Source organism: Hydrogenophaga sp. FG152, assembly GCF_057809615.1.
This window is the reverse complement of the sequence record NZ_JBMDKH010000022.1, coordinates 61110-80453: the sequence shown is the minus strand read 5'-3', so window position 1 is coordinate 80453 and position 19344 is coordinate 61110. Positions and strand designations below refer to the sequence as shown.

Below are 19344 nucleotides of genomic sequence, written 5' to 3'. Positions count from 1 at the left end.
GGCCTCAGATGCTGTAGCTCTCATAGGTCGAGGGGTGGAACAGCTCGGCGAGCTCGACCTTGCGGGCCGACAGGCCTTGCGCATGGTGGTGGTGCAGGAAGGCTTCGAGGGTCCGCGTGTTGGGCGCCACGCCGTACGACCAGAAATCGCTGCCCAGCAGTTCGCGAGCGGCCTTGAGCTGCTCTTCGACGAAGGGCAGCGTGACCTTGGTGGCCGAGGTATCGGCCAGCAGCTCCAGCGCCCGCGCCTTGGATTCACCGAAGGCCTTGTACAGCGCGGCGGGCAGCCAGGGGTGCTGCTGCACCAGCTCCTTGCGCACACCGACCACGTGCATGATGGGGAAGATGCCGGTGCGCGCGTAGTAGTCCTTGGCCGCGGCGGTGGGGTCGTCGAACAGCCAGCCCACCTGCGGGTTGGTCAGGGCGGCGCCACTCGGTGGGCGCGGCGCGATGAAGGCGTCGATCTCGCCCTGGTCGAGCAGGTCGGAGATGGTGCGGCCTTCGGGCGCACTGGTCACGTTGACGCCGGGCGGCAGGTTCAGCTTGATCTTCTCGGGGCGCCCCGGGGTGTCGATGCCACCGCGCACCCAGGTCACGTCCTGCGGCTGGATGCCGTAGTCGTCCTGCAGGATCGAGCGCGCCCAGACAATGGCCGTGAGCTGGTACTCGGGGATGCCGATGCGGCAACCCTTGAGGTCTTCGGGCCGCCGGATGCGGTCCTTGCGCACGTAGATCGAGGTGTGCCGGAAGGCGCGCGAGAGGAAGACCGGAATGGCGACGTAGGGGCTGTCGCCGGCCGAGTGCTTCACAAGGTAGCTGGAGAAGGACAACTCGGTGACGTCGAAGTCGCGGTTGCGCATGGCGCGGAAGAACATCTCTTCCGGGCTGAGCAGCATGTAGACGGGATCGCAGCCGTCGATCTGGACGCGGCCGTCGAACAGCGCGCGGTTGCGGTCGTAGTCGCCCATGGCGACGGAGATTTGCAGTTGGGACATGGTGGGGTTTCTCAGAGGTCGATTTCGATCACGGCGCTCTTGGCGCGGGAGACACAGATCATGATTTCGCTGTCATGCTGGTCTTCGTCCAGCACGTAGTCACGGTGGTCGGCCACGCCCGACACGAGCCGGGTGCGGCACGAGCCGCAGGTGCCGCTCTCGCAGGAGCTGGGCACCAGCACCTGGGCTTCGCGCAGCACGTCCAGGATGGTCTTGCCGCAGGGCACGTCAAACACCTGGCCGGTCTTGCAGAGCCGGACCTTGAACGGGAGGTCGGTGTGCGCCTCGGAGACTTCGCTGGTGCCGAAGTCCTCGAAGTGCACGGTGCCAGCCGAGCGGCCCCGCGCCAGTTCCTTCACCGCGTCCATCAGGCGCCGCGGGCCGCAGCAGTAGACGTGGGCGTCCGCGGGGCAGGCCCGCATCGCGGCCGCGAGGTCGAAGCGGCGGGCCGGGTCGGCGTGGTTGTGGTGCACGGTGGTGAACGGGGCCAGGTCGGGCGCCTGGAGCTGCTCGCGGTAGGCCGCCGACTCGGGCATCTGCGTCAGGTACAGCAGCCGGAACGCCACGCCGCGCTGCTGCAGCGCGCGCGCCATGGACAGGATGGGTGTGATGCCGATGCCGCCGGCGATCAGCCAATACGCGGGGGCGCCCGCCACCAGGGGAAAGTAGTTCGCGGGCGGCGACACCGGGAGCGGGTCGCCGACCTGGACCTGGTCCACCAGGCAACGGGAGCCACCCAGGCCCTGCGCCTCGCGCTTGACCGCGATGCGGTAGGCCGTGGTTTCGCCCGGGCGGTTGCAGACCGAATACCGCCGCGTCAGGCCGTTGGGCGTGAGCAGCGTGATGTGCGCGCCGGGCTCGGCCGGCGGCAGCGCACCGCCGCCGGGCCGCGCGAGTTCGAACTCATGCACATCGCTGGCGATGCAGCGCTTGCCCACCACCACCAGGCTCATCCAGCCGCTCTCGGTGGGGGTGAGGGTATCCGGGGCCGTGGCGACGGCCAGATCTTCATTGCTCATGCGGGCACCGCTCTCTGTTCGTTCAAATCCACTTCGGTGGCCTGCTCGGAGGACGCGATGGCCGCCAGACACACCTCCAGATTGGCCAGGCCCCACTGGCCGTCATGCACCGCCGGCGCGCGGCCCCGGATCGCCTCGGCGAACTCGGCCACCACGAGGTCGCGCGGCGTCCTGTCGGTGGGGAAACGGAGTTCCTCCACGCCGTCGCGGTCGTACACGAACAGGCCCTGGGGCGATTGCCGGATGTCCCCACCCTCGCAGCTCACCAGCGTGATGCCGAAGAAGGGGTGGAACGGCGCCTGGTCCGGGATCACCTTGCCGGCGCGCGCCTGCTTGGCCTGGCGTTCGGCGGCGGCATCGCGCGCGCCGCCCTGGCCCCGGCGCTGGACGGCCCAGCCCTGCTCGGGCGCGGGGAACCCCCATTCCGACAGGCCCCCGAGAATCTCGGTGGTCTGGAAACCACCGTAGCCGTTGTACACGGCGGTCGCCACGGCGCCGTTCTCGAAATCGAGGTACACGCAGTGCGCGCCGATGGCACGGCGCTGCGGGTCGAGGTCGAAGGCGCGGGCCCGCACGCGGCGCACCTGGCCGCCGCACAGCAGGCGCAGGATGTCGAACTGGTGCGAGCCCTGGCGCAGGGTGACACCGCCACCCTGGCGCGTGTCCAGTTCGTCGGGACGGCGCGGCCGGTAGATCCAGTCGGTGAAGCACCAGTTGTGCGCCATCCGCACCGCACCCAGGCGGCCCGAGTCGATCACCTCGCGCATCCGGTGGATGGGCAGGTCGTAGCTGTGGGAGTGGCCCACCAGCAGCGTCACGCCACGCTCGCTCGCGGCCCGCACCATGGCGCGGGCATCGTCCAGCGAGGTGGCCATCGGCTTCTCGACCAGCACGTGCAGGCCGGCGTCGATGGCCTGCAGCGCCTGGGCCGTGTGGTATTCCGTCGGCGAGGCGATGCACACCGCGTCCAGCGCCGGGCCCTCGGCCAGCAGCTGCGCGAGCGAGGCATGGCCCGGCAGGCCGTGGCTCGCCTGGGCCGCCGCGCGGGCGCGTTCGTCGGGTTCGACGAAGGCCACGAGCTCAAATTCCGGGTGCCGGCCCAGTGCAGGGACGAAGGCCAACCCGGCATTGCCCATTCCGAGCATGCCGATGCGAAGGGGCGTGGGCATCAGCTGTCTCCGTCCAGACCCACGTCGTCTTCGCTGTCCACCTGCCGGGCGGCGTCCCGGCTCAGGTTGTCGATGATGGCCAGCAGGGTGCGGCGCGTCGTGGCGAGGTCCTCGGCCGGCACCCCGGCCGAAGCGATGGCGTTGACCTCTTCCGCGCAGATGACGATGGCCGAGCGCAGCGCCACGCCCTTGGGCGTGAGGAAGACCCGGTTGTTCTTCTTGTTGCCCGGCACCTTCTGGCGGAAGACATAGCCCAGCGCCTCCATGCCCTTGAGAGCGGTGATGGTCGAGGGCTCGGTCACGCCGGCCTGCTCGCTGAGCTGGCGCTGCGTCAGGCCGTCGCCGCGCCACAGGATGCGCAGCAGGGTCCAGTGGCCGTAGAGCACGTCGTGCTGCTTCAGGCGGCGCGACAGGCTGCTGGAGGTGCAGCGGAACGCGGTCTTGACCAGGTGGGCCAGGCGCTCGTCGTTAAGCACCCCGCGCCAGTCGGCGGCAATGGCTTCTTTTTCCCTGTTGTTTTCTGCTTGAGACATGGCGATCGGTTGGCTTGAGGCGGGTCGGGTCGGGTGGATGAAAGCGTCAGTCCGGGCTGATGCAGATGCATTTTTCGGGGTTGATCCTGACATACAGGGACTCGCCCACCATGGTCTTGAGCGAGGGGTGCGCGCGCGCCATCAGGGAACGGTCGCCGAGTTTGACCTGAAAGTCGATGAATTCGCCCAGGAACACCTTGGCGTCGACCGTCGCGGCCAGCACGTTCTCGCCGACGGGCGCCAGTTCGCTGAGCTCCACGTCCTCGGGGCGCACCGAGAGCAGCACCCGCGCGCCCACGGGCAGCTTTTCGTAGGCGGTGACCCGCAGCACGCCGATGCCGGTCATGACGTCGCACAGGTTCTCGCCCACCCAGGCCCGCACGTCCCCTTCGATGAAGTTGGTCAGTCCCACGAAGTCGGCCACGAAGCGGTTGGCCGGGCGCTCGTAGATGTCGCGCGGCGAGCCGATCTGGCGGATGCGGCCCTCGCTCATCACCGCGATTTCGTGCGACAGCGCCAGCGCCTCGCTCTGGTCGTGCGTGACGTAGATGGTGGTCAGGCCGAGTTCGCGCTGCAGGCGCTTGAGTTCGAAGCGCATGCGCTCGCGCAGCTTGGCGTCCAGGTTGGACAGCGGCTCGTCGAGCAGCAACAGCTCGGGCTCCATGGCCAGCGCGCGCGCCAGCGCCAGGCGCTGCTGCTGGCCGCCGGAGAGCATGGTCGCCTCGCGGTCCGCGAAGTTCTCCAGGCCCACCACCGTCAGCACGCGCATGACCTTGTCCTCGATCTCGCGGCGGTTGAATTTCTTAGAGCCCACCTCGAGCGGGAACGCCGCGTTCTGGAACACGTTCATGTGCGGCCAGATCGCGTACGACTGGAACACCATGCCGAAATTGCGCTTGTTGGGCGCGATGAAGACGCCGGTGCTCGAGCAATAGACCGGCTGGCCATTCACCGTGATCTTGCCCGACACGGGTTTCTCCAGGCCGGCCACGGAGCGCATGGTCGTGGTCTTGCCGCAGCCGCTGGGCCCGAGCAGGGTGAACAGTTTGCCCCGCGGCACCTCGATGGAGATGTCCTGCGCCGCCTTGACGATGCGCCCGTGGCTGTCCTTGTATTGCGTGTTGAGGTTGCTTACGCGCAGCATGTGCTTGTCTCCTGTTGCTTGTTCATCAGATTTCCTTCACCCCGAAGCGGCGTCCCACGTACTGGGCCAGGACGACCAGCATCAGCAGGGCCAGGATGAACACCACGCCCAGCGCGGACAACTCCACGAACTGCCCGTTCTCCCACAGCTCCCAGATCACGATGGCGATGACCTCGTTGCCCGGGCTGTACAGCAGGATGGAGGCGGAGAGCTCGCGGATCGAAACGATGAAGACGTAGATCCAGCCGGCCAGCAGGCCCGGCTTGAGCAAGGGCAGAAGGATGCGGTAGAACATCGTGCCCCAGCCCGCGCCGCTCATCTGGGCCGATTCCTCCAGCTCCTTGTGGATCTGCAGCATCGACGTGCTGTTGTAGCGCATGCCGTAGGGCATGAACCGCGTCACGTAGACGATCAGCATGATCCACAGCGTGCCGTAGACGCCGATGTTGAAGTTCAGGTAGAAGACCATCACCGCCAGGCCCAGCACCAGGCCCGGGAACACCAGCGGCAGCGAGGCCACGTTGTCCAGCAGCCAGCGGCCGGGCAGCTTGGTCTTGATCACGATCCAGCAGACCACCGAGGTCATCAGCATCACGATGGTGGCGCTGCCGAAGGCCAGCACCAGGCTGTTCCACACCGAGTTGGCGATGGTGGGGTGGTCCCAGAGGAAGCGGTAGGCATCCAGGCTCATGTTGCGCGCCGCTTCCATGGAGGGCACGGCGTAGTAGCTCTGCAGCGACGACCACAGAAGCACCAGGAAGGGCAGCAGCACGATCAGCGCGAAGTACAGGATGAACACCGCGGCCGTGACATAGCGCCAGGCGCCCAGGTCCACCACGCGCGGGCGGAACCCCTTGCCCGTGACGGTGGCGTACTTGCTGCCCTTGCCGGTGAGCCGGGACTGCAGGTAGATGCCCGCCGTGGTGATGAGCAGCAGCGTGGTGCCGTACGAGGACGCCAGGCCCACCTGGCTCGGGTACTGGTGCACCGCCTGGTAGATGGCGGAGGTCAGCACCTGCATCCCCACCGGGATGCCCAGCAGCGCGGGCACCTCGAAAGCCTCGATGGCGCGCACGAACAGGATCAGCATCGAGGCGAAGATCGCCGGCCAGGTCAGCTTGAGCGTCACGCGCCAGAAGATCTGGCCGATGCTAGCGCCGCTCATCAGGGCCGACTCCTCCAGCGAGGGGTCCATCGAGCGGAACGCCGCCGTCATCATCAGGAAGGCCATGGGCGAGTAGTGCAGGCCTTCAACCCAGATCATTCCCCAGATCGAGTACACGTTGACGAACACGTGGTCGGTGGCGAACCAGCTCTGCAGCAGCAGGTTGATCAGGCCGATCTTCGGGCTGCCCAGCAGAATCCAGGAGATCGTGAACATGATGCCGGGAATGATCAGCGGGATGATCGAGAGCGCGAAGAACAGCTTCTTGAAAGGCGTGTTGGTGCGCTCGTTCATCCAGGCCAGCATGCCCCCCACCCCAAAGGCGAACACCGCCGTGCCGCTGGCGAACACCAGCGAGTTGCCCATGAGGTGCAGGGTCTCGGTCGAGCCGTAGGCCCGGGCGTAGTTCTCCAGCGTGAAGCGCGAAGCCTCGCCCGCGGTGTCCGGCGTGAAGAAGCTCTGCCAGATCAGGAAGCCCAGCGGCATCAGGGCCAGGTAGGCCACCGCCAGCAGGCAGGCCCCGATCACCAGCCACTGCATGTTCAGCGCCCCGCCCAGCCTGCGCCAGGGCGGGACCCTGGCCGGGTGGGCACCGGCGGCATTCAGCGAAGTGCTCATGTCGGTGGTCACTTGGCTTTCTTGACGATCATCTCGTCAAAGGTGGTCAGCCAGGCGTTCTGCATGTCGATGGCCTTGGCCGGGTCGATGTAGCGCAGGGCGTCGTCGCGCAAGGGATGGGGCAGCTTCTTGTGCGTGGTCACGTAGCTGAACTCCTGCAGGACGCGCTGCCCCTCCTCGCTCACGATGAAGTCATAGAACAGGATGGCCGAGGCCGGGTTCGGCGCCTTCTTCAGCAGGGCCACCGTGCTGGGCTGGGCGATCACGGGCTTGAGCGTGAAGCCTTTGATGGGCGCGCCCTTGGCCTTGAGCTGCTCGGGGTTCCAGTTGTAGACCGTCAGGGCCAGCGGCACCTCGCCGGAGGCGACCATGGTGGTCAACAGGGAATGGCCCTTGCGGGCGGAGATCCCGTTGGTGGCCACGATGTTCCGGAAGATCTCGCGGCCTCGCTCCTCGCCCATCTCCAGCAGCAGGGTGCCGAACCAGCCATGGTTGTTGGCCTCGATGCCCAGGCGCCCTTTCCATTTCGGGTCCTGCAGGTCCTCGTAGCTCTTGGGCAGCTCGGCTTCCGTGATGCGGTTGGTGTTGTAGGCCGCGGTCCAGACATCCAGGGTGACGCCGACCCATTCGCCGTGCGCCGGCGTGGCCTGAGGGATCAGCTCCGCCGTGAAGGGGGAGCGCACGGCCTGCAGCAGCTTCTCGCGGTGGGCCGCCTCGTTCTCGGGCGCGTTGTTCTGGACGATGTCCACCTCGAAGCGGTTGCCGCGCGACTCCGTGATCACGCGCTGGAGAATGGCCTCCGAGCCCGCGCGCCAGGCGCGGGTCTTGATGCCGTACTTCTTGGTGAAGGCCGCCATCACGTTGGTGAGCGCGGGATACGAGTGGTACACCGTGATCCCGTTCTCCTTCTTGGCGGCCTCCACCAGGCGCGCCTGCCGGTCCGGGCCCTGGTACAGGGCCAGTTCGCTCACGCTGCCCTGGGCCAGGGCACCCTGGGCACCGAGCACGACGAGGGCGCTCGCCATCACGTTCTTCAGAATCTTCTTCATTGCTGTGTCTCCTTCATCATGGGGTCCAGGCGGTGTACCCGGCGCGGCTCGCAACGGCTGGATGGCTCGCCTCTCAGCTCTTCTGGCGGATGGCGCGCCGTCGCAGGTATTCAAAGTTGATCGTGTATTGCTCCGTCTTGGTGATGGTGTCGTGCAGGCGCTCGATGCATGCCCGGTCGAACTCGGCCCCGGCGGCACCGGCCGCGTCGGCCAGCAGCTGGATCTCGCAGGCGTTCTCCAGCAGGATCGCCAGGATGGTCGACTCCTCGACGCTGGCGCCCACCACCGCCACGCCATGATTCCTCATCAGCACGGCCTTGTGGGGCCCCAGGGCTTTGGCCACGCCGGCCCCCATTTCGTGCGTGCGGATCAGCTCGATGGTGTCGGTGTACACCGGCAGGCCATCCAGGAACGCCACGCTGGGCTGGCTGATCGGCCGCATGGCCCGCCCGGTGGCCGAAAAGGCCACGGCGTGCGTGGGGTGCGTGTGGATCACGCTCATGACATCGGGCCGCGCCTTGTAGATTTCGGAGTGGATGTACACCTCGCTGTGCTTTCGCCCACCGCCCCCGATCTTCTCGCCATCCAGGTTGCAGATGACGATGTTCTCGTGGGTGATCTCGTCGAAGCCGAAGCTGTGCGGCTTCATGTAGAAGTGGGTCGGGTCGCCGGGCACGCGCACCGACACGTGGCCGCGCGTGAGGTCGCCCTGGCCCGCGGCCTCGAGGATGAGCCCCGAGTCGATGAGCACCTGCCGGGCGTCTTCCGCGCTCAGGCCGCCTCGGGTCTGCGCCGGGTTAGCCATGCTGCGCTTCCAGTGCGGCTTCGGTCGCGTCCCGAAGCCTGGGGTTCTCGAACACGTTGACCAGGTCTTGCGCGATGGGCGAGTACTTGGCGTGGGTGCGCAGCATGAAGCTGGCGAAACCGTCGCTGTTGTGGTGCTTCTTCTTCTCGTTCGGCAGGTCGATGCAGGCGTTGCGCGCGGCATCGCGAACGATGCCGATCGGGTCCTGGCCCTGCTGCATCTTCTTGATCTCGCGCCGCAGCACGCGGCGGTAGGTGGCAATGCCCTTGTCCGACGCGCCCAGGTTCTCCAGGGTGCGGTCGGCGATCGCGCCCTGGGTGATCCAGGCCATCATGTCCTGGCCGTCCACGTTGTCCACGATGAACTCGCCTTTGTCGTCCTTGAAAGGCACGTCGTAGGTGTGCACCTTGTCCAGCAGGCGCTGCGGCACCGAGGCGCCCTCGGGCGGCACGTAGGCGTTGTACCAGAGGTGCAAGGTGTTCTCGTCGTCCATCGGCACCCGGATCTGGAACGAGAAGTAGCGCGACTTCTCGTCGCCATTGCCCACGGCCAGCATGTTCGGGAACACGACCGGATGGCCAATGCGCCAGTCGTCGCCGTCCTCCGAATGCCCCTCCAGCAGGCGGTGCTTCGTGATGCCGAACTCGAACTCGCGGAAATCGATCTTCACGTGGTGGGCGCTGATCGCGACCTTGATGCCCTCCTGCTCCTTGAGGAACTCGTAGTGGTGCCCGTGCAGCCACTCGGTGTGGATCGGATCGAGCGAGTTCTCCATCACCTGGAGCCAGTTCACCGGCAACTCCGCGCGGCCCAGCATGCGGATCGTGCCGCCGGCGACGAAACCGTCGAAACGCGGCAGCAACGGCGCGGGCTGGGGTCCCAGGTAGGCGAACACCAGCCCGCCCAGCTCCTGCACCGGGTAGGCATCGATGGCCACCTTGTCGCGGAACGCGCAGTTGTCGACCTCGTTCGGCTGCTCGATGCACTTGCCAGCCACGTCGAACTGCCAGCCGTGGTACGGGCAGCGGATGCCCTCTGCGGTGGGGATGCCGTGCAGGAACGACGCACGCCGGTGGGGGCAGCGCTCCGCGATCAGGCCCAGTTCGCCCTGGCGGTTGCGGAACAGCACCAGGCGCTCGCCCAGCAGCCGCACCGGCCTCGTCCACCTCCCATCCATGTCGGCCACCGCGCAAATCGGGTGCCAGTACCGCCGCATCAGTTCGCCCATGGGGGTGCCTTTGCCCACCTGGGTCAAGAACTGGTTGCCTTCAGCCGTTTCCATCGCTCATCTCCTATCGAGGGGTTTCGTCAGATTTTCGAAAAATACTTAGCCATCTAGTATTTGTTGGCCGCCAGTGTAAAGGCGCCACATCCCCTGAATCAACGCCATTTTTGAGCATTTTTTTAGGGGTTTACCCTGATGATTTTAAATACACCGGGTATTTTTACTTAGATAGAAAATTTTGTTCTTCTGCCTACAATCCGCCCGCCTTCCGCACGGTGTGGAAGGCGGGGGCCCTGACGGGCCCCGACCGAACCACAAGGAGATATCCCTCATGAAAAAGAGCTTGATGGCTCTGGCCGTCCTGGCCTGTACCGGCAGCGCCATGGCGCAAACGAACGTCACCCTCTATGGCCGCATCGATGCCTCGCTGGGGGCGACGAAGCTCAACGGCGTGAGCACCACGCAGCTCTACAGCGGCAACCTCACCAACAGCCGCTGGGGCATGCGCGGCAGCGAAGACCTGGGGGGCGGACTCAAGGCCATCTTCCAGCTCGAGACGGCGTTCAACGCCGACGACGGCACTGGCCCGGGCGGCTTTTCGCGCCAGTCCTGGGTCGGCCTGAGCGGCGGCTTCGGCTCGGTCCGCATGGGCAAGGCCGACAGCATCTACAAGGACATCTTCGACCTGGGCAACACCTACAACATCTCGGCCGACTCGCAGTTCAACTCCGCCGTCGAGGCCTACCGCGCGGGCCTGGCCGCCTACGTCGCCCGCCCGAACAACCAGATCCGCTACGACTCGCCCAGCTTCGGCGGCTTCAGCGCCGGCCTGACCTACGCGCTCGATGAGGACGTGGCCGGCACACCGAAAGTGACCGCCATCGGCGCGCGCTACCGCGCCGGCAACCTCGACCTGGGCGTCGCCCACCAGGACGAAGACCAGCCGCTGCTGGTCAATGACCGCCAGCACACCACCGTCGGCGCCACCTACAACTTCGGCCCGGCGCGCCTCTCCGCGCAGTACCAGAACGTCAAGGCCGGCGACAACCGCAAGGACAACGAGATGGCGCTGGGCGTGAGCGTGCCGCTGGGCAACCTGGAGCTGAGCGCCGGCTACTCGCGCAGCAAGGCCAAGAATGCCGCGGGCGCCACCAGCGGCAAGGGCGCGGCCTTCGCCCTGGCCGCGACCTACGCCCTGTCCAAGCGCACGCGCGTGTACGGCGGCTACCTGGACGGCGAAACCGAGAACGCCGCCGGCGTGACCACCCGCGACTACCGCGTGTACGCCGTGGGCATCCGCCACGATTTCTGAGCGCGCGCCCATTCCAAGGCTTCAAGCCTGCCGGCCCTCACGGGTTGGCAGGCTTTTTTTCGACCCACGCCGAGGCGGCGGTGCGCCCGTCAGTGTCCGCCGACAGACAGGTGATTGGCTCGGGTGGTAGCCTGACGGCTGCAACCTTCACCGGAGAACCGCCATGGAACACGCCATCGAACACGAAGAAAGCGGCTCGCGCGGCGCCTTCCACATCCTGCGCAGTGGCCAGCGCGTCGGCGAGATGACCTACAGCCGCACCAACCCCTCGCTGGTGGTCGTGGACCACACCTACGTAGACCCGAGCCTGCGCGGCCAGGGGGTGGCGCAGCACCTGCAGGACGCGCTGGTGGCCTGGGCCCGCGAGACGGGCAACAAGGTCGTGCCCGTCTGTTCGTACGTGAAGGCCCAGTTCAACCGCGATCCGTCGACCCGCGATGTCCTGGCCTGAGCGCCACTTTCAACCCCTCCTCCCATCCATGACCACGCATTCCATCCAACACCAGGAACAGGACGCCACCGGCGCCTTCTTTGTCCAGCAGGGCGGTCAGCGCCTCGCGGAGATGACCTACAGCCGCACCAACCCGACGTTGATCATCATTGACCACACCCACGTGGACGAGAGCCTCAAGGGCCAGGGCGTGGGCCGCCAGTTGCTCGACGCGCTGGTGACCTGGGTGCGCGCGACCAACACCAAGGTGATCGCGCTCTGCCCGTTCGCGAAGGCGCAGTTCGACAAGGACCCGTCGATCCGCGACGTGCTTCGGGCCTGAAGGAGCGGGCGTGGTCCCGCTGCTGTACAGCTACCGCCGCTGCCCCTATGCCATGCGCGCGCGCATGGCGCTGCTGCGGGCGGGCATCGAATTCGACGCGCACGAGATCGTGCTGCGCGACAAGCCGGCCGAGATGCTGGCGCGCTCGCCCAAGGGCACGGTGCCCGTGCTTGTGCGGCCCGATGGCGAGGTGCTGGAGCAAAGCCTGGACATCATGCAGTGGGCCCTCTCGGCGCACGACCCGTCCGGCGAGTGGACACGCGCGCAGCAGCCTGAAAACCTGGCGCTGCTGTCCGCCTGCGACGGCCCGTTCAAACGCCACCTGGACCGCACCAAGTACCCCGAACGGTTCGACGGCGCCGACCCGGCATCGCACCGCGCGCAGGCCGTGGAGGTGCTGCTGCGCCCCCTGGACGCCCGCCTGCAAAAGGCCGCCCAACTCGGCGGCGACGGGCCCTGCGCCACCGACCTCGCCATTTTTCCGTTCGTGCGCCAGTTCGCCGCCGTGGACCCCGTCTGGTTCGAGCAGCAGCCCCTGCCCGCGCTGAAGGCCTGGCTGGCCGGGTGGCTGTCACATCCTCTCTTCACCGCCGCCATGGCGAAGCTGCCCAGCGGGCAGGTGGTGCGGTTCCCGCCCTGGCCCGCGCTCAAGCCGCCACCAGCAGGCCCCGCAGCAACTCGCTGACCCCATCCCACACGATCTGCACGCCCAGGCAGAGCAGGATGAAGGCCGAGAGCCGCAGGAAGATCACCGTGCCGGCTTCGCCCAGGGGTTTGAGCAGGCGATCGGCGTAGCGGAACGCCAGGTAGAGCAGCACGCCGATGACGAACAGCGCCAGCACACCGCCGCCCATGCGGGCCAGCGAGAGCGCGAAGCGCTGGTCGTGCAGGGCCACGCCCACGGTGATGGCCGCCGCGATGGAGCCCGGGCCGCAGCTGATGGGAAACGTGAGCGGGTAGAACGCCTGCCGCCGCGCCTGCTCGGGCGTAAACGCCTCGGCCAGTTCGGCTCGGCTGTCCTGGGTGGCGTGGCCGGCGTTGAGCAGGCGCCAGGCCGAGGCCGCCACGATGAGCCCGCCGCCCACGCGCACGATGGGCAGGGAGATGCCGAAGAAGTCGAGCACGTAGGAGCCCACCAGCATGGAGCCGATCATGAGCGCGAACATGTTGCGCGCGATGCGCCGCGCCAGCAGCGCGCGCGTGGACGGTGAGGCGCCTTCGGTGAGGCCGAGGAAGATGGGCGCGGTGGCCGCCGGGTTCAGGATCGGCAGGATGGCGGCGAACACGAAGAGAAAGCTCTTCCCGAGCGCCAGCAGAAGTTCGAGGGTCATGCGCCCGATTGTCTCAAGGCGCGCGCGGCGGCTCCACCAGGTCGCGCATCCGCCGGCGCAGCGCCCGCTCGCGCCGCTGCTCTTCGTCCCAGTCGTCGCGCACGCCGCGCCACAGGGCGACGGCCATCAGCACGATCACCACGGTGAAGGGCAGGGCGAACACGATGGTGGCGGTCTGCACGGCCTTGAGGCCGCCGGCCAACAGCAGGCTGATGGCAATGCCCGAGATCAGCAGGCCCCAGGCGATCTTCACGCGCGCGCCGGGGTTCTCCTCCCCACCGGTGCTCATCATGCCCAGCACCAGCGTGGCCGAGTCGCCCGAGGTGACGAAGAACAGCAGCACGAGCACGGTGGCCACACCAGACATCAGCGCGCTCATGGGCAGCGCCTTGAACATCGCGAACAGGGCGGTGGAAACGTCGGCGCGCACCGCGTCGGCCACCGGCACGCCCTGCATGATCTCGAGATGCAGCGCGGTGCCGCCGAACACCGAGAACCAGACGAAGGCCGCCAGGCTGGGCGCGAGCATGGTGCCCAGGACGAACTCGCGGATCGTGCGGCCGCGCGAGACGCGCGCGATGAACAGGCCCACGAAGGGCGACCAGCTCACCCACCAGGCCCAGTAGAAGATGGTCCAGCCGCCGACCCAGGTGCTGTCGCGAAACGGTGTCATGCGCAGGCTCATGCGCACCAGCTCGCTGACGTAGCTGCCCAACGTGGAGGTGAAGGCATCGATGATGACCACCGTGGGGCCGACCACGAACACCACCAGCGCCAGCAGGGCCGCAAGCATCAGGTTGATGTTGGAGAGCCACTTGATGCCCTTGGTGACGCCGCTGACGGCCGAGGCCAGGAACAGCACGGTGGTCACCACGATGATGCCGACCTGCTGCGCTTCACCCACCGGCAGGCCCAGCAGCGCGTGCAGGCCGCTGTTGATCTGCAGCGCGCCCATGCCGAGCGACGCCGCCACACCGAAAGCGGTCGCGATCACCGCGAGCACGTTCACCACCGGGCCGAGCCGCTGCAGCGGCGCCCAGGGCAGGGCCTGCACCGCCGTGCTCACCAGCGCGGTGCCGCCCTTGCGGAACTGGAAGAAGGCGATCGACAGCGCAACGATGCTGTAGACCGCCCAGGGATGCAGGCCCCAGTGGAAGAAGCTGTAGCGCATGGCCGCGTTGGCGGCCTCCGGCGTGCGCGCCGCGATGCCCGGCGGCGGCGTGCCGTAGTGCGAGATCGGCTCGGCCACGCCCCAGAACACCAGGCCGATGCCCATGCCGGCCGCGAACAGCATGGCGAACCAGCTGCCGATGGAGAACTCGGGCTCATCGTCCTCGCCACCGAGCTTGAGATCGCCATAGCGGCTGAACGCCAGCACCAGCGCGAACACCACCAGGCCCAGCACCACCCACAGGTAGAGCCAGCCGAAATCGCGCGTGATGACCGCGAGCGCACCCTGGAACAGCACGTCCAGGGCATCGGGGGCGATGACGCCCCACAGAACGACGGCCAGGATCACGCCGGCCGAAACGATGAGTTGCATGAATGGGTCCTCCTCAATCTCCACCGTCCTGCGGTGTCGGGGTCTCGGGCCTGGCCGCCACCATGCGGGCGGCCTGGACCTGCAAGGCATCCACCATGGCGTCGAGCTGTTCGAGCTGCGGGCCATCGAGGTCGGCCACCAGTTCGCGGTTGATCGCCGCCACGCGTGGGTAGATCGCACCATACAGCCGCCGGCCCTCGTCCGTCAGGAAAACGTGCACCTCGCGCCGGTCCGACGGGCGAGGCTGGCGCACCACGAGTTTCTTGGCCACCAGCGTGCTCAGGGTGCGCGAGGTGCGTGCGCGGTCGAGCATGGCGTGTTCGGCCAGCTGGGACGAGAGGGCGCCCTCGCGCTCGGCCAGGAAGGACAGGATGCGCCACTCGCGCCGCGTGATGCCGAATTCGCTCTCGCACATGTGCACCACCAGCCGCCCGGCGGTGGTGTGGATGCGGTAGAGCCGGTACAGCAGCAGGTCGGCCTGCCGCTGCGGTGCCGTGATTCGGTTGCTCATCAGGGAAAACACCCGCAATGATTGATTTCTGCAATTGATTGTCGCTGCATAGGATGCTGGGTTGCTCGGGAAAATTTTCCCCTCTGGAGACCCACCATGATTCCCCGCCGACGGCTGCTGTTGTCCCTCACCGCCGCGCTGGCCGCGTCCACCGCCCTGCCGGCCCACGCCCAGCCCCTCGAAGGCCCCCTGCGCGTGGTGGTGCCTTACGCGCCGGGCGGTTCGTCCGATCGCGTCGCGCGCCTGGTGGCCGACAAGCTCGGGCCCAAGCTGGGCCTGACCGTGGTGGTGGAAAACCGCACCGGCGGCGGCGGGCGCATTGCGGCGCAACAGCTCAAGGCCACGCCGGCCAACCAGAACGTGCTGCTGCTGGCCAACCCGGCGCTGATGCTGGTCGCGCCGCTGGTGTTCAAGGACGCGGGCTACGACCCCGACAAGGACTTCCAGCCGGTGTCGCAGGCCAGCAGCTACGAGTTCGCGGTGGCGGTGGGCGCGGGTGTGCCGGTGCGCGAACTCAACCACCTGCTGGCCTGGCTGCGCGCCAACCCCGAGCAGGCCAACTTCGGCGTGCCGGCCACTGGCAGCCTGCCGCACTTCTTCGGCCTCATGGTGGGCGAGAAGGCCGGCGTGAAGGCGCAGGTGGTGGGCTACCGGGGCTCCGGCCCGTTGCTGGCCGACCTGATGGGCGGTCAGGTGCCGGTGGCCTGCGACACCTTCGACACGCTGCTGCCGCAGCACGAGGCCGGCAAGATCCGCATCCTCGCCGTCTCCAGCGCCAGGCGCTCGCCCTTCGCGCCCGCCATCCCCACCTTCAAGGAAGCCGGACTGGACCTTGGGGCCGAGGGCTGGAACACCTTCTTCGCGCCCGCCAGCATGCCCGCGGCCCGCGCGGCGCAGTTCGGCCAGGCGATCCGCGAGGTCATGCAGGACCCTGAGACCGTGCGCCGCTTCAACGACGCGCGCCTGGGCCCGGTGGCCAGCACCCCCGAGCAGACCCGCCGCATGCTCGCGGCCTACCGTGCGCAATGGGCCCCCGTCGTGCAGACGTCCGGCTACCAGCCCTGAGCGGCTTTTTCCTCTCTCATTCACGTTCCATGAAGATCACCGTTCTCCGCCTTGCCCTCGCCCTGCTCGCGGCCACCGCCGTTTCTCTCGTCCACGCCCAGGACAGCTACCCGAACAAGCCGGTGCGCTTCGTCACCAACTTCCCCGCCGGCGGCCCCGCGGACTTGCTCGCGCGCTCGGTCGCCGCCGTGCTGCAGGAGACGCTCAAGCAGCCCTTCGTGGTGGAGAACAAGGCCGGCGTGGCCGGCAACATCGGCGCGGCCGAGGTGGCGCGCGCGCCGGCCGACGGCTATACCGTGCTGTTCGGCATCGACACCACCTTCACCGTCAACCCCCACCTCTACGGCAACATGCCGTTCAAGCGCGGCGACCTCAAGCCCCTGGTGGTGATGGCCTCTTCCGGCCTGCTGGTGGGCGTGAACCCGGCCACCGGCATCAGGAACCTGACCGGCATGGTCGAGGTGGCCAAGACCAAGGGGCTGAATTTCAGTTCGGCCGGCAGCGGCAGCCCGGGCCACCTCGCGGTGGAGGTCATCAAGGAGGCCACGCAGGCGAAGATCACCCACGTGCCCTACCGCGGCAACACGCCGGCCGTCACCGCCGTGCTCTCGGGCGAGGTCGATGGGGGCGTGCTCGCCACGCCCGGCATGCTGCCGCACGTGCAGACCGGCAAGATCACCGCGCTGGCCGTCACCAGCCGCCAGCGCTCGCGCCTGGCGCCCGAGCTGCCCACGGTGGCCGAAGCCGGCCTCAAGAGCCTGGAGCAGGAGGTGCTCTACATCGTGATGGTGCCCGCGGCCATCCCCGACGCGGTGGCGCAGGCGCTGCAGAAGGGCATCGTGGACGCGCTCAAGCGGCCCGACGTGCAGGCCCGCATGACCCACCTGGACCTGTTCTTCGAAGGCCTGACCGGCGCGCAGGCCAGCCAGCGCCTGGACGCGCTGTACAACCGCTACGGCCCGATCGTCAAGGCCACCGGGATGAAGGTGGAGTGAGCACGCCATGACCTCAACACAGCAGCGCCCCAACCTCATCTACGTCGTCTGCGACGACCTCGGCTACGCCGACCTCGGCTGCTATGGCGGCCGCGAGGCCGACTTCGGTGCCGTCTCGCCCCACATCGACCGCCTGGCCGCTGGCGGCGTGAAGTTCACGCAGGGCTACGCCAACTCGCCGGTGTGCTCGCCCACCCGCTTCGCGCTCATCACCATGCGCTACCAGTACCGGCTGCGCGGCGCGATGGAAGAGCCCATCAACAGCCGCAGCAAGGGCAGCACCACGCTGGGCCTGCCGCCCGAGGTGCCGACCCTGCCTTCGCTGCTGAAGAAAGTGGGTTACCACACCGCCCTCATCGGCAAATGGCACCTGGGCTACCCGCCCTCGTTCGGGCCGCGCCGCTCGGGCTACGACGAGTTCTTCGGCATCATGGCCGGCGGCGTGGACTACTTCACCCACTGCTCGTCCAGCGGTGAGCACGACCTCTACATCGACGAGCAGGAGCACCACGAGGTGGGCTACCTCACCGACGTGCTCTCACAGCGCGCGGTGGACCACGTGCACCAGCGCGCGGCCGACGCCAAGGCCGGCAAGCCCTTCCTGCTCAGCCTGCACTACACCGCACCGCACTGGCCCTGGGAAACGCGCGACGACGCGCACGTGGCCTCGGACGTGGCGAAGAACCTGTTCCACCTGCACGGCGGCGACGTGCAGACCTACCGCCGCATGATCCACCACATGGACGAAGGCATCGGCCGCCTCATGGCCGCGCTGCGCGAAGAAGGGCTGGAAGGGAACACGCTGATCGTCTTCACCAGCGACAACGGCGGCGAGCGCTTCTCGGACAACTGGCCGCTGGTCGGCGGCAAGATGGACCTCACCGAAGGCGGCATCCGCGTGCCCTGGATCGCGCACTGGCCCGCCGCCATTCCGGCCGGCACGGTGAGCACCCAGCACTGCATGACCATGGACTGGTCGGCCACCCTGCTCGAAGCCGGCGGCGGCCAGGCCGACCCGGACTGGCCCCTGGACGGCGTGAGCCTGCTCAATGTGCTGCGCGATCCCGCGCAGCGCTTCGAGCGCCCGCTGTACTGGCGCATGAACCACCGGGGCCAGCGCGCGCTGCGCGAGGGCGACTGGAAGTACCTGCAGGTGGATGGCCACGAATACCTGTTCAACATCGGCAAGGACGAGCGCGAGCGCGCCAACCTCGCCGCGCGCGAGCCCGAGCGGCTGGCGCGCATGCGCGAACAGTGGGTGGCTTGGGACGCCAGCGTGCCGCCGATCCCGGTGGACGCGACGGTGAGCCTGGGTTATTCGGCCAAGGACATGCCGCAGCGCTGAACCGGGGTGCCGGGCTCCTGCGATGGGCTGAACAGATCCAGCTGCCAGCTTGCCTCATTGGCGATTCGAGACAACACGTCGCGGATGCAGGGGTACGCTTCCTCGGACAGCAAGCCCATGAGCCGGCTGATGCGATGAACGCAGTCACGAAGCTGTTCACCGCCCAGGGGGCCGAGCTGGAGCACGGCCATGTCCACCACTTCGATGCGATCCAGCGGCCCGATGGAGGGATCGTGGCACAACGCCTGAAACTCCACTTTGAACCCGTGGGACAGCCAGGATTCCTCCTGAGCCTGCGCATGTTCCTTCAGGTGCGCCAGCAGGGTCTGGAGCCGGGCGATGATCGCCTCGGGGGCGTCGTCCGTGCGCGAACGGTCGGCCCGGAAGAATGCATGCACGGCCACCCCGGTGGTGCAGGCCCGGGGCCATGGCGATGCCAGGTGCATCACCGACGGGGGGAGCGACTCGCCCCGACCGGTCAGGAACCGGGCAATCGACCGCCATTCGCCATCAGGAATGCGGCCCTCTCCGTGCTGGCGCATCACGGCACTCAGGAAACCCCGAAGGTCGTCATTGGCCAGGAGAGGGTCTGCCGGATGTGGCGGCGCGAACGTCGAGCACAGTTTCATGCCCGTGGAGGGACCGGCATCGGCCTGCGAGGGGGCAAAGCTGCCGTGAAAACGGGTGATGAGGCTTGAGAACATGGCGCGACTCCTTGTGGCTGTCGACGGTCACACCCGTAGAGTGA

Annotated in this window: 20 protein-coding genes; 7 read left to right on the top strand and 13 right to left on the bottom strand. The window is 67.7% G+C overall.

Annotation, left to right across the window (positions count from 1 at the left end; all coding sequences use genetic code 11):
* Positions 1 to 4 precede the first annotated feature (4 nt).
* The 9 genes from ACODTB_RS22625 to ACODTB_RS22585 all read right to left on the bottom strand — a co-directional run bounded on the left by ACODTB_RS22625 (position 5) and on the right by ACODTB_RS22585 (position 9778).
* Positions 5 to 994, bottom strand: coding sequence for a substrate-binding domain-containing protein (locus ACODTB_RS22625; RefSeq protein WP_291120168.1), 990 nt, complete (start codon positions 992 to 994; stop codon positions 5 to 7).
* 11 nt (positions 995 to 1005) lie between these two features.
* Positions 1006 to 2013 (bottom strand): PDR/VanB family oxidoreductase, encoded by a 1008-nt coding sequence (locus ACODTB_RS22620; protein WP_291120171.1) that lies wholly within the window; start codon positions 2011 to 2013, stop codon positions 1006 to 1008.
* Entirely contained in the window at positions 2010 to 3182 is a 1173-nt protein-coding gene (locus tag ACODTB_RS22615; RefSeq protein WP_291120174.1) for a Gfo/Idh/MocA family protein, read from the bottom strand. The genes ACODTB_RS22620 and ACODTB_RS22615 overlap by 4 nt, the downstream gene beginning before the upstream one ends.
* Complete coding sequence (locus ACODTB_RS22610) at positions 3182 to 3715, bottom strand: MarR family winged helix-turn-helix transcriptional regulator (RefSeq protein ID WP_291120177.1); 534 nt, start codon at positions 3713 to 3715, stop codon at positions 3182 to 3184. Before ACODTB_RS22610 ends, ACODTB_RS22615 begins: the two co-directional genes overlap by 1 nt.
* 46 nt (positions 3716 to 3761) lie before the next feature.
* Positions 3762 to 4859 carry an ABC transporter ATP-binding protein gene (locus ACODTB_RS22605; protein ID WP_291120180.1) on the bottom strand — a complete coding sequence of 366 codons (1098 nt, stop codon included), beginning with the start codon at positions 4857 to 4859 and terminating at the stop codon, positions 3762 to 3764.
* Positions 4860 to 4884: 25 nt separating this feature from the next.
* Complete coding sequence (locus tag ACODTB_RS22600) at positions 4885 to 6642, bottom strand: ABC transporter permease (protein WP_291120183.1); 1758 nt, start codon at positions 6640 to 6642, stop codon at positions 4885 to 4887.
* An 8-nt stretch (positions 6643 to 6650) separates the two neighbouring features.
* On the bottom strand, positions 6651 to 7691 hold the full coding sequence (locus ACODTB_RS22595; protein WP_291120186.1) for an ABC transporter substrate-binding protein: 1041 nt from the start codon (positions 7689 to 7691) through the stop codon (positions 6651 to 6653).
* A 73-nt stretch (positions 7692 to 7764) separates the two neighbouring features.
* Positions 7765 to 8496: a class II aldolase/adducin family protein gene (locus ACODTB_RS22590; RefSeq protein WP_291120189.1), complete on the bottom strand. Its 732-nt coding sequence runs from the start codon at positions 8494 to 8496 to the stop codon at positions 7765 to 7767.
* On the bottom strand, positions 8489 to 9778 hold the full coding sequence (locus ACODTB_RS22585; RefSeq protein ID WP_291120192.1) for a Rieske 2Fe-2S domain-containing protein: 1290 nt from the start codon (positions 9776 to 9778) through the stop codon (positions 8489 to 8491). The genes ACODTB_RS22590 and ACODTB_RS22585 overlap by 8 nt, the downstream gene beginning before the upstream one ends.
* Before the next feature lie 274 nt (positions 9779 to 10052).
* Here ACODTB_RS22585 and ACODTB_RS22580 point away from each other — a divergent pair, with 274 nt between their 5' ends.
* From ACODTB_RS22580 to ACODTB_RS22565, 4 genes are all read left to right on the top strand, one after another.
* The gene (locus ACODTB_RS22580) at positions 10053 to 11033 is read left to right on the top strand and encodes a porin (protein WP_291120195.1); all 981 of its coding nucleotides are present in this window, start codon (positions 10053 to 10055) and stop codon (positions 11031 to 11033) included.
* A 163-nt stretch (positions 11034 to 11196) separates the two neighbouring features.
* Positions 11197 to 11484, top strand: a complete 288-nt coding sequence (locus ACODTB_RS22575) for a GNAT family N-acetyltransferase (RefSeq protein WP_291120197.1) — start codon at positions 11197 to 11199, stop codon at positions 11482 to 11484.
* 28 nt (positions 11485 to 11512) lie between these two features.
* Positions 11513 to 11806, top strand: a complete 294-nt coding sequence (locus tag ACODTB_RS22570) for a GNAT family N-acetyltransferase (protein WP_291120200.1) — start codon at positions 11513 to 11515, stop codon at positions 11804 to 11806.
* 10 nt (positions 11807 to 11816) lie between these two features.
* Positions 11817 to 12491: a glutathione S-transferase gene (locus ACODTB_RS22565; RefSeq protein WP_291120203.1), complete on the top strand. Its 675-nt coding sequence runs from the start codon at positions 11817 to 11819 to the stop codon at positions 12489 to 12491.
* Here ACODTB_RS22565 and ACODTB_RS22560 read toward each other — a convergent pair.
* Genes ACODTB_RS22560 through ACODTB_RS22550 form a run of 3 tightly spaced genes read right to left on the bottom strand, consistent with a single transcriptional unit; the run spans position 12454 to position 15191 of the window.
* Positions 12454 to 13137 carry a MarC family protein gene (locus ACODTB_RS22560; protein WP_291120206.1) on the bottom strand — a complete coding sequence of 228 codons (684 nt, stop codon included), beginning with the start codon at positions 13135 to 13137 and terminating at the stop codon, positions 12454 to 12456. The genes ACODTB_RS22565 and ACODTB_RS22560 overlap by 38 nt on opposite strands.
* Positions 13138 to 13150: 13 nt before the next feature.
* Entirely contained in the window at positions 13151 to 14680 is a 1530-nt protein-coding gene (locus ACODTB_RS22555; protein ID WP_291120210.1) for a BCCT family transporter, read from the bottom strand.
* A gap of 13 nt (positions 14681 to 14693) precedes the next feature.
* A complete protein-coding gene (locus ACODTB_RS22550) occupies positions 14694 to 15191 on the bottom strand; it encodes a MarR family winged helix-turn-helix transcriptional regulator (protein WP_291120213.1) in 498 nt (165 codons plus the stop codon).
* A 96-nt stretch (positions 15192 to 15287) separates the two neighbouring features.
* Here ACODTB_RS22550 and ACODTB_RS22545 point away from each other — a divergent pair, with 96 nt between their 5' ends.
* The 3 genes from ACODTB_RS22545 to ACODTB_RS22535 are packed head-to-tail and all read left to right on the top strand — an operon-like array spanning position 15288 to position 18596.
* Positions 15288 to 16256 carry a Bug family tripartite tricarboxylate transporter substrate binding protein gene (locus tag ACODTB_RS22545; RefSeq protein WP_291120216.1) on the top strand — a complete coding sequence of 323 codons (969 nt, stop codon included), beginning with the start codon at positions 15288 to 15290 and terminating at the stop codon, positions 16254 to 16256.
* A 29-nt stretch (positions 16257 to 16285) separates the two neighbouring features.
* Complete coding sequence (locus ACODTB_RS22540; protein WP_291120218.1) at positions 16286 to 17251, top strand: Bug family tripartite tricarboxylate transporter substrate binding protein; 966 nt, start codon at positions 16286 to 16288, stop codon at positions 17249 to 17251.
* A gap of 7 nt (positions 17252 to 17258) precedes the next feature.
* Positions 17259 to 18596: a sulfatase family protein gene (locus ACODTB_RS22535; protein WP_291120221.1), complete on the top strand. Its 1338-nt coding sequence runs from the start codon at positions 17259 to 17261 to the stop codon at positions 18594 to 18596.
* On the opposite strand, the gene ACODTB_RS22530 is transcribed toward ACODTB_RS22535, so the two are convergent.
* The gene (locus ACODTB_RS22530) at positions 18566 to 19300 is read right to left on the bottom strand and encodes a hypothetical protein (protein ID WP_291120223.1); all 735 of its coding nucleotides are present in this window, start codon (positions 19298 to 19300) and stop codon (positions 18566 to 18568) included. The two genes, ACODTB_RS22535 and ACODTB_RS22530, sit on opposite strands and share 31 nt — an antisense overlap.
* Positions 19301 to 19344 lie beyond the last annotated feature (44 nt).

Coding starts and splice junctions, on each gene's coding strand:
- ACODTB_RS22580 (WP_291120195.1), top strand. CDS start 10,053: ATGAAAAAGAGCTTGATGGCTCTGGCCGTCCTGGCCTGTACCGGCAGC.
- ACODTB_RS22600 (WP_291120183.1), bottom strand. CDS start 6,642: ATGAGCACTTCGCTGAATGCCGCCGGTGCCCACCCGGCCAGGGTCCCG.
- ACODTB_RS22570 (WP_291120200.1), top strand. CDS start 11,513: ATGACCACGCATTCCATCCAACACCAGGAACAGGACGCCACCGGCGCC.
- ACODTB_RS22585 (WP_291120192.1), bottom strand. CDS start 9,778: ATGGAAACGGCTGAAGGCAACCAGTTCTTGACCCAGGTGGGCAAAGGC.
- ACODTB_RS22555 (WP_291120210.1), bottom strand. CDS start 14,680: ATGCAACTCATCGTTTCGGCCGGCGTGATCCTGGCCGTCGTTCTGTGG.
- ACODTB_RS22550 (WP_291120213.1), bottom strand. CDS start 15,191: ATGAGCAACCGAATCACGGCACCGCAGCGGCAGGCCGACCTGCTGCTG.
- ACODTB_RS22590 (WP_291120189.1), bottom strand. CDS start 8,496: ATGGCTAACCCGGCGCAGACCCGAGGCGGCCTGAGCGCGGAAGACGCC.
- ACODTB_RS22620 (WP_291120171.1), bottom strand. CDS start 2,013: ATGAGCAATGAAGATCTGGCCGTCGCCACGGCCCCGGATACCCTCACC.
- ACODTB_RS22530 (WP_291120223.1), bottom strand. CDS start 19,300: ATGTTCTCAAGCCTCATCACCCGTTTTCACGGCAGCTTTGCCCCCTCG.
- ACODTB_RS22610 (WP_291120177.1), bottom strand. CDS start 3,715: ATGTCTCAAGCAGAAAACAACAGGGAAAAAGAAGCCATTGCCGCCGAC.
- ACODTB_RS22540 (WP_291120218.1), top strand. CDS start 16,286: ATGAAGATCACCGTTCTCCGCCTTGCCCTCGCCCTGCTCGCGGCCACC.
- ACODTB_RS22575 (WP_291120197.1), top strand. CDS start 11,197: ATGGAACACGCCATCGAACACGAAGAAAGCGGCTCGCGCGGCGCCTTC.
- ACODTB_RS22625 (WP_291120168.1), bottom strand. CDS start 994: ATGTCCCAACTGCAAATCTCCGTCGCCATGGGCGACTACGACCGCAAC.
- ACODTB_RS22535 (WP_291120221.1), top strand. CDS start 17,259: ATGACCTCAACACAGCAGCGCCCCAACCTCATCTACGTCGTCTGCGAC.
- ACODTB_RS22605 (WP_291120180.1), bottom strand. CDS start 4,859: ATGCTGCGCGTAAGCAACCTCAACACGCAATACAAGGACAGCCACGGG.
- ACODTB_RS22560 (WP_291120206.1), bottom strand. CDS start 13,137: ATGACCCTCGAACTTCTGCTGGCGCTCGGGAAGAGCTTTCTCTTCGTG.
- ACODTB_RS22545 (WP_291120216.1), top strand. CDS start 15,288: ATGATTCCCCGCCGACGGCTGCTGTTGTCCCTCACCGCCGCGCTGGCC.
- ACODTB_RS22615 (WP_291120174.1), bottom strand. CDS start 3,182: ATGCCCACGCCCCTTCGCATCGGCATGCTCGGAATGGGCAATGCCGGG.
- ACODTB_RS22595 (WP_291120186.1), bottom strand. CDS start 7,691: ATGAAGAAGATTCTGAAGAACGTGATGGCGAGCGCCCTCGTCGTGCTC.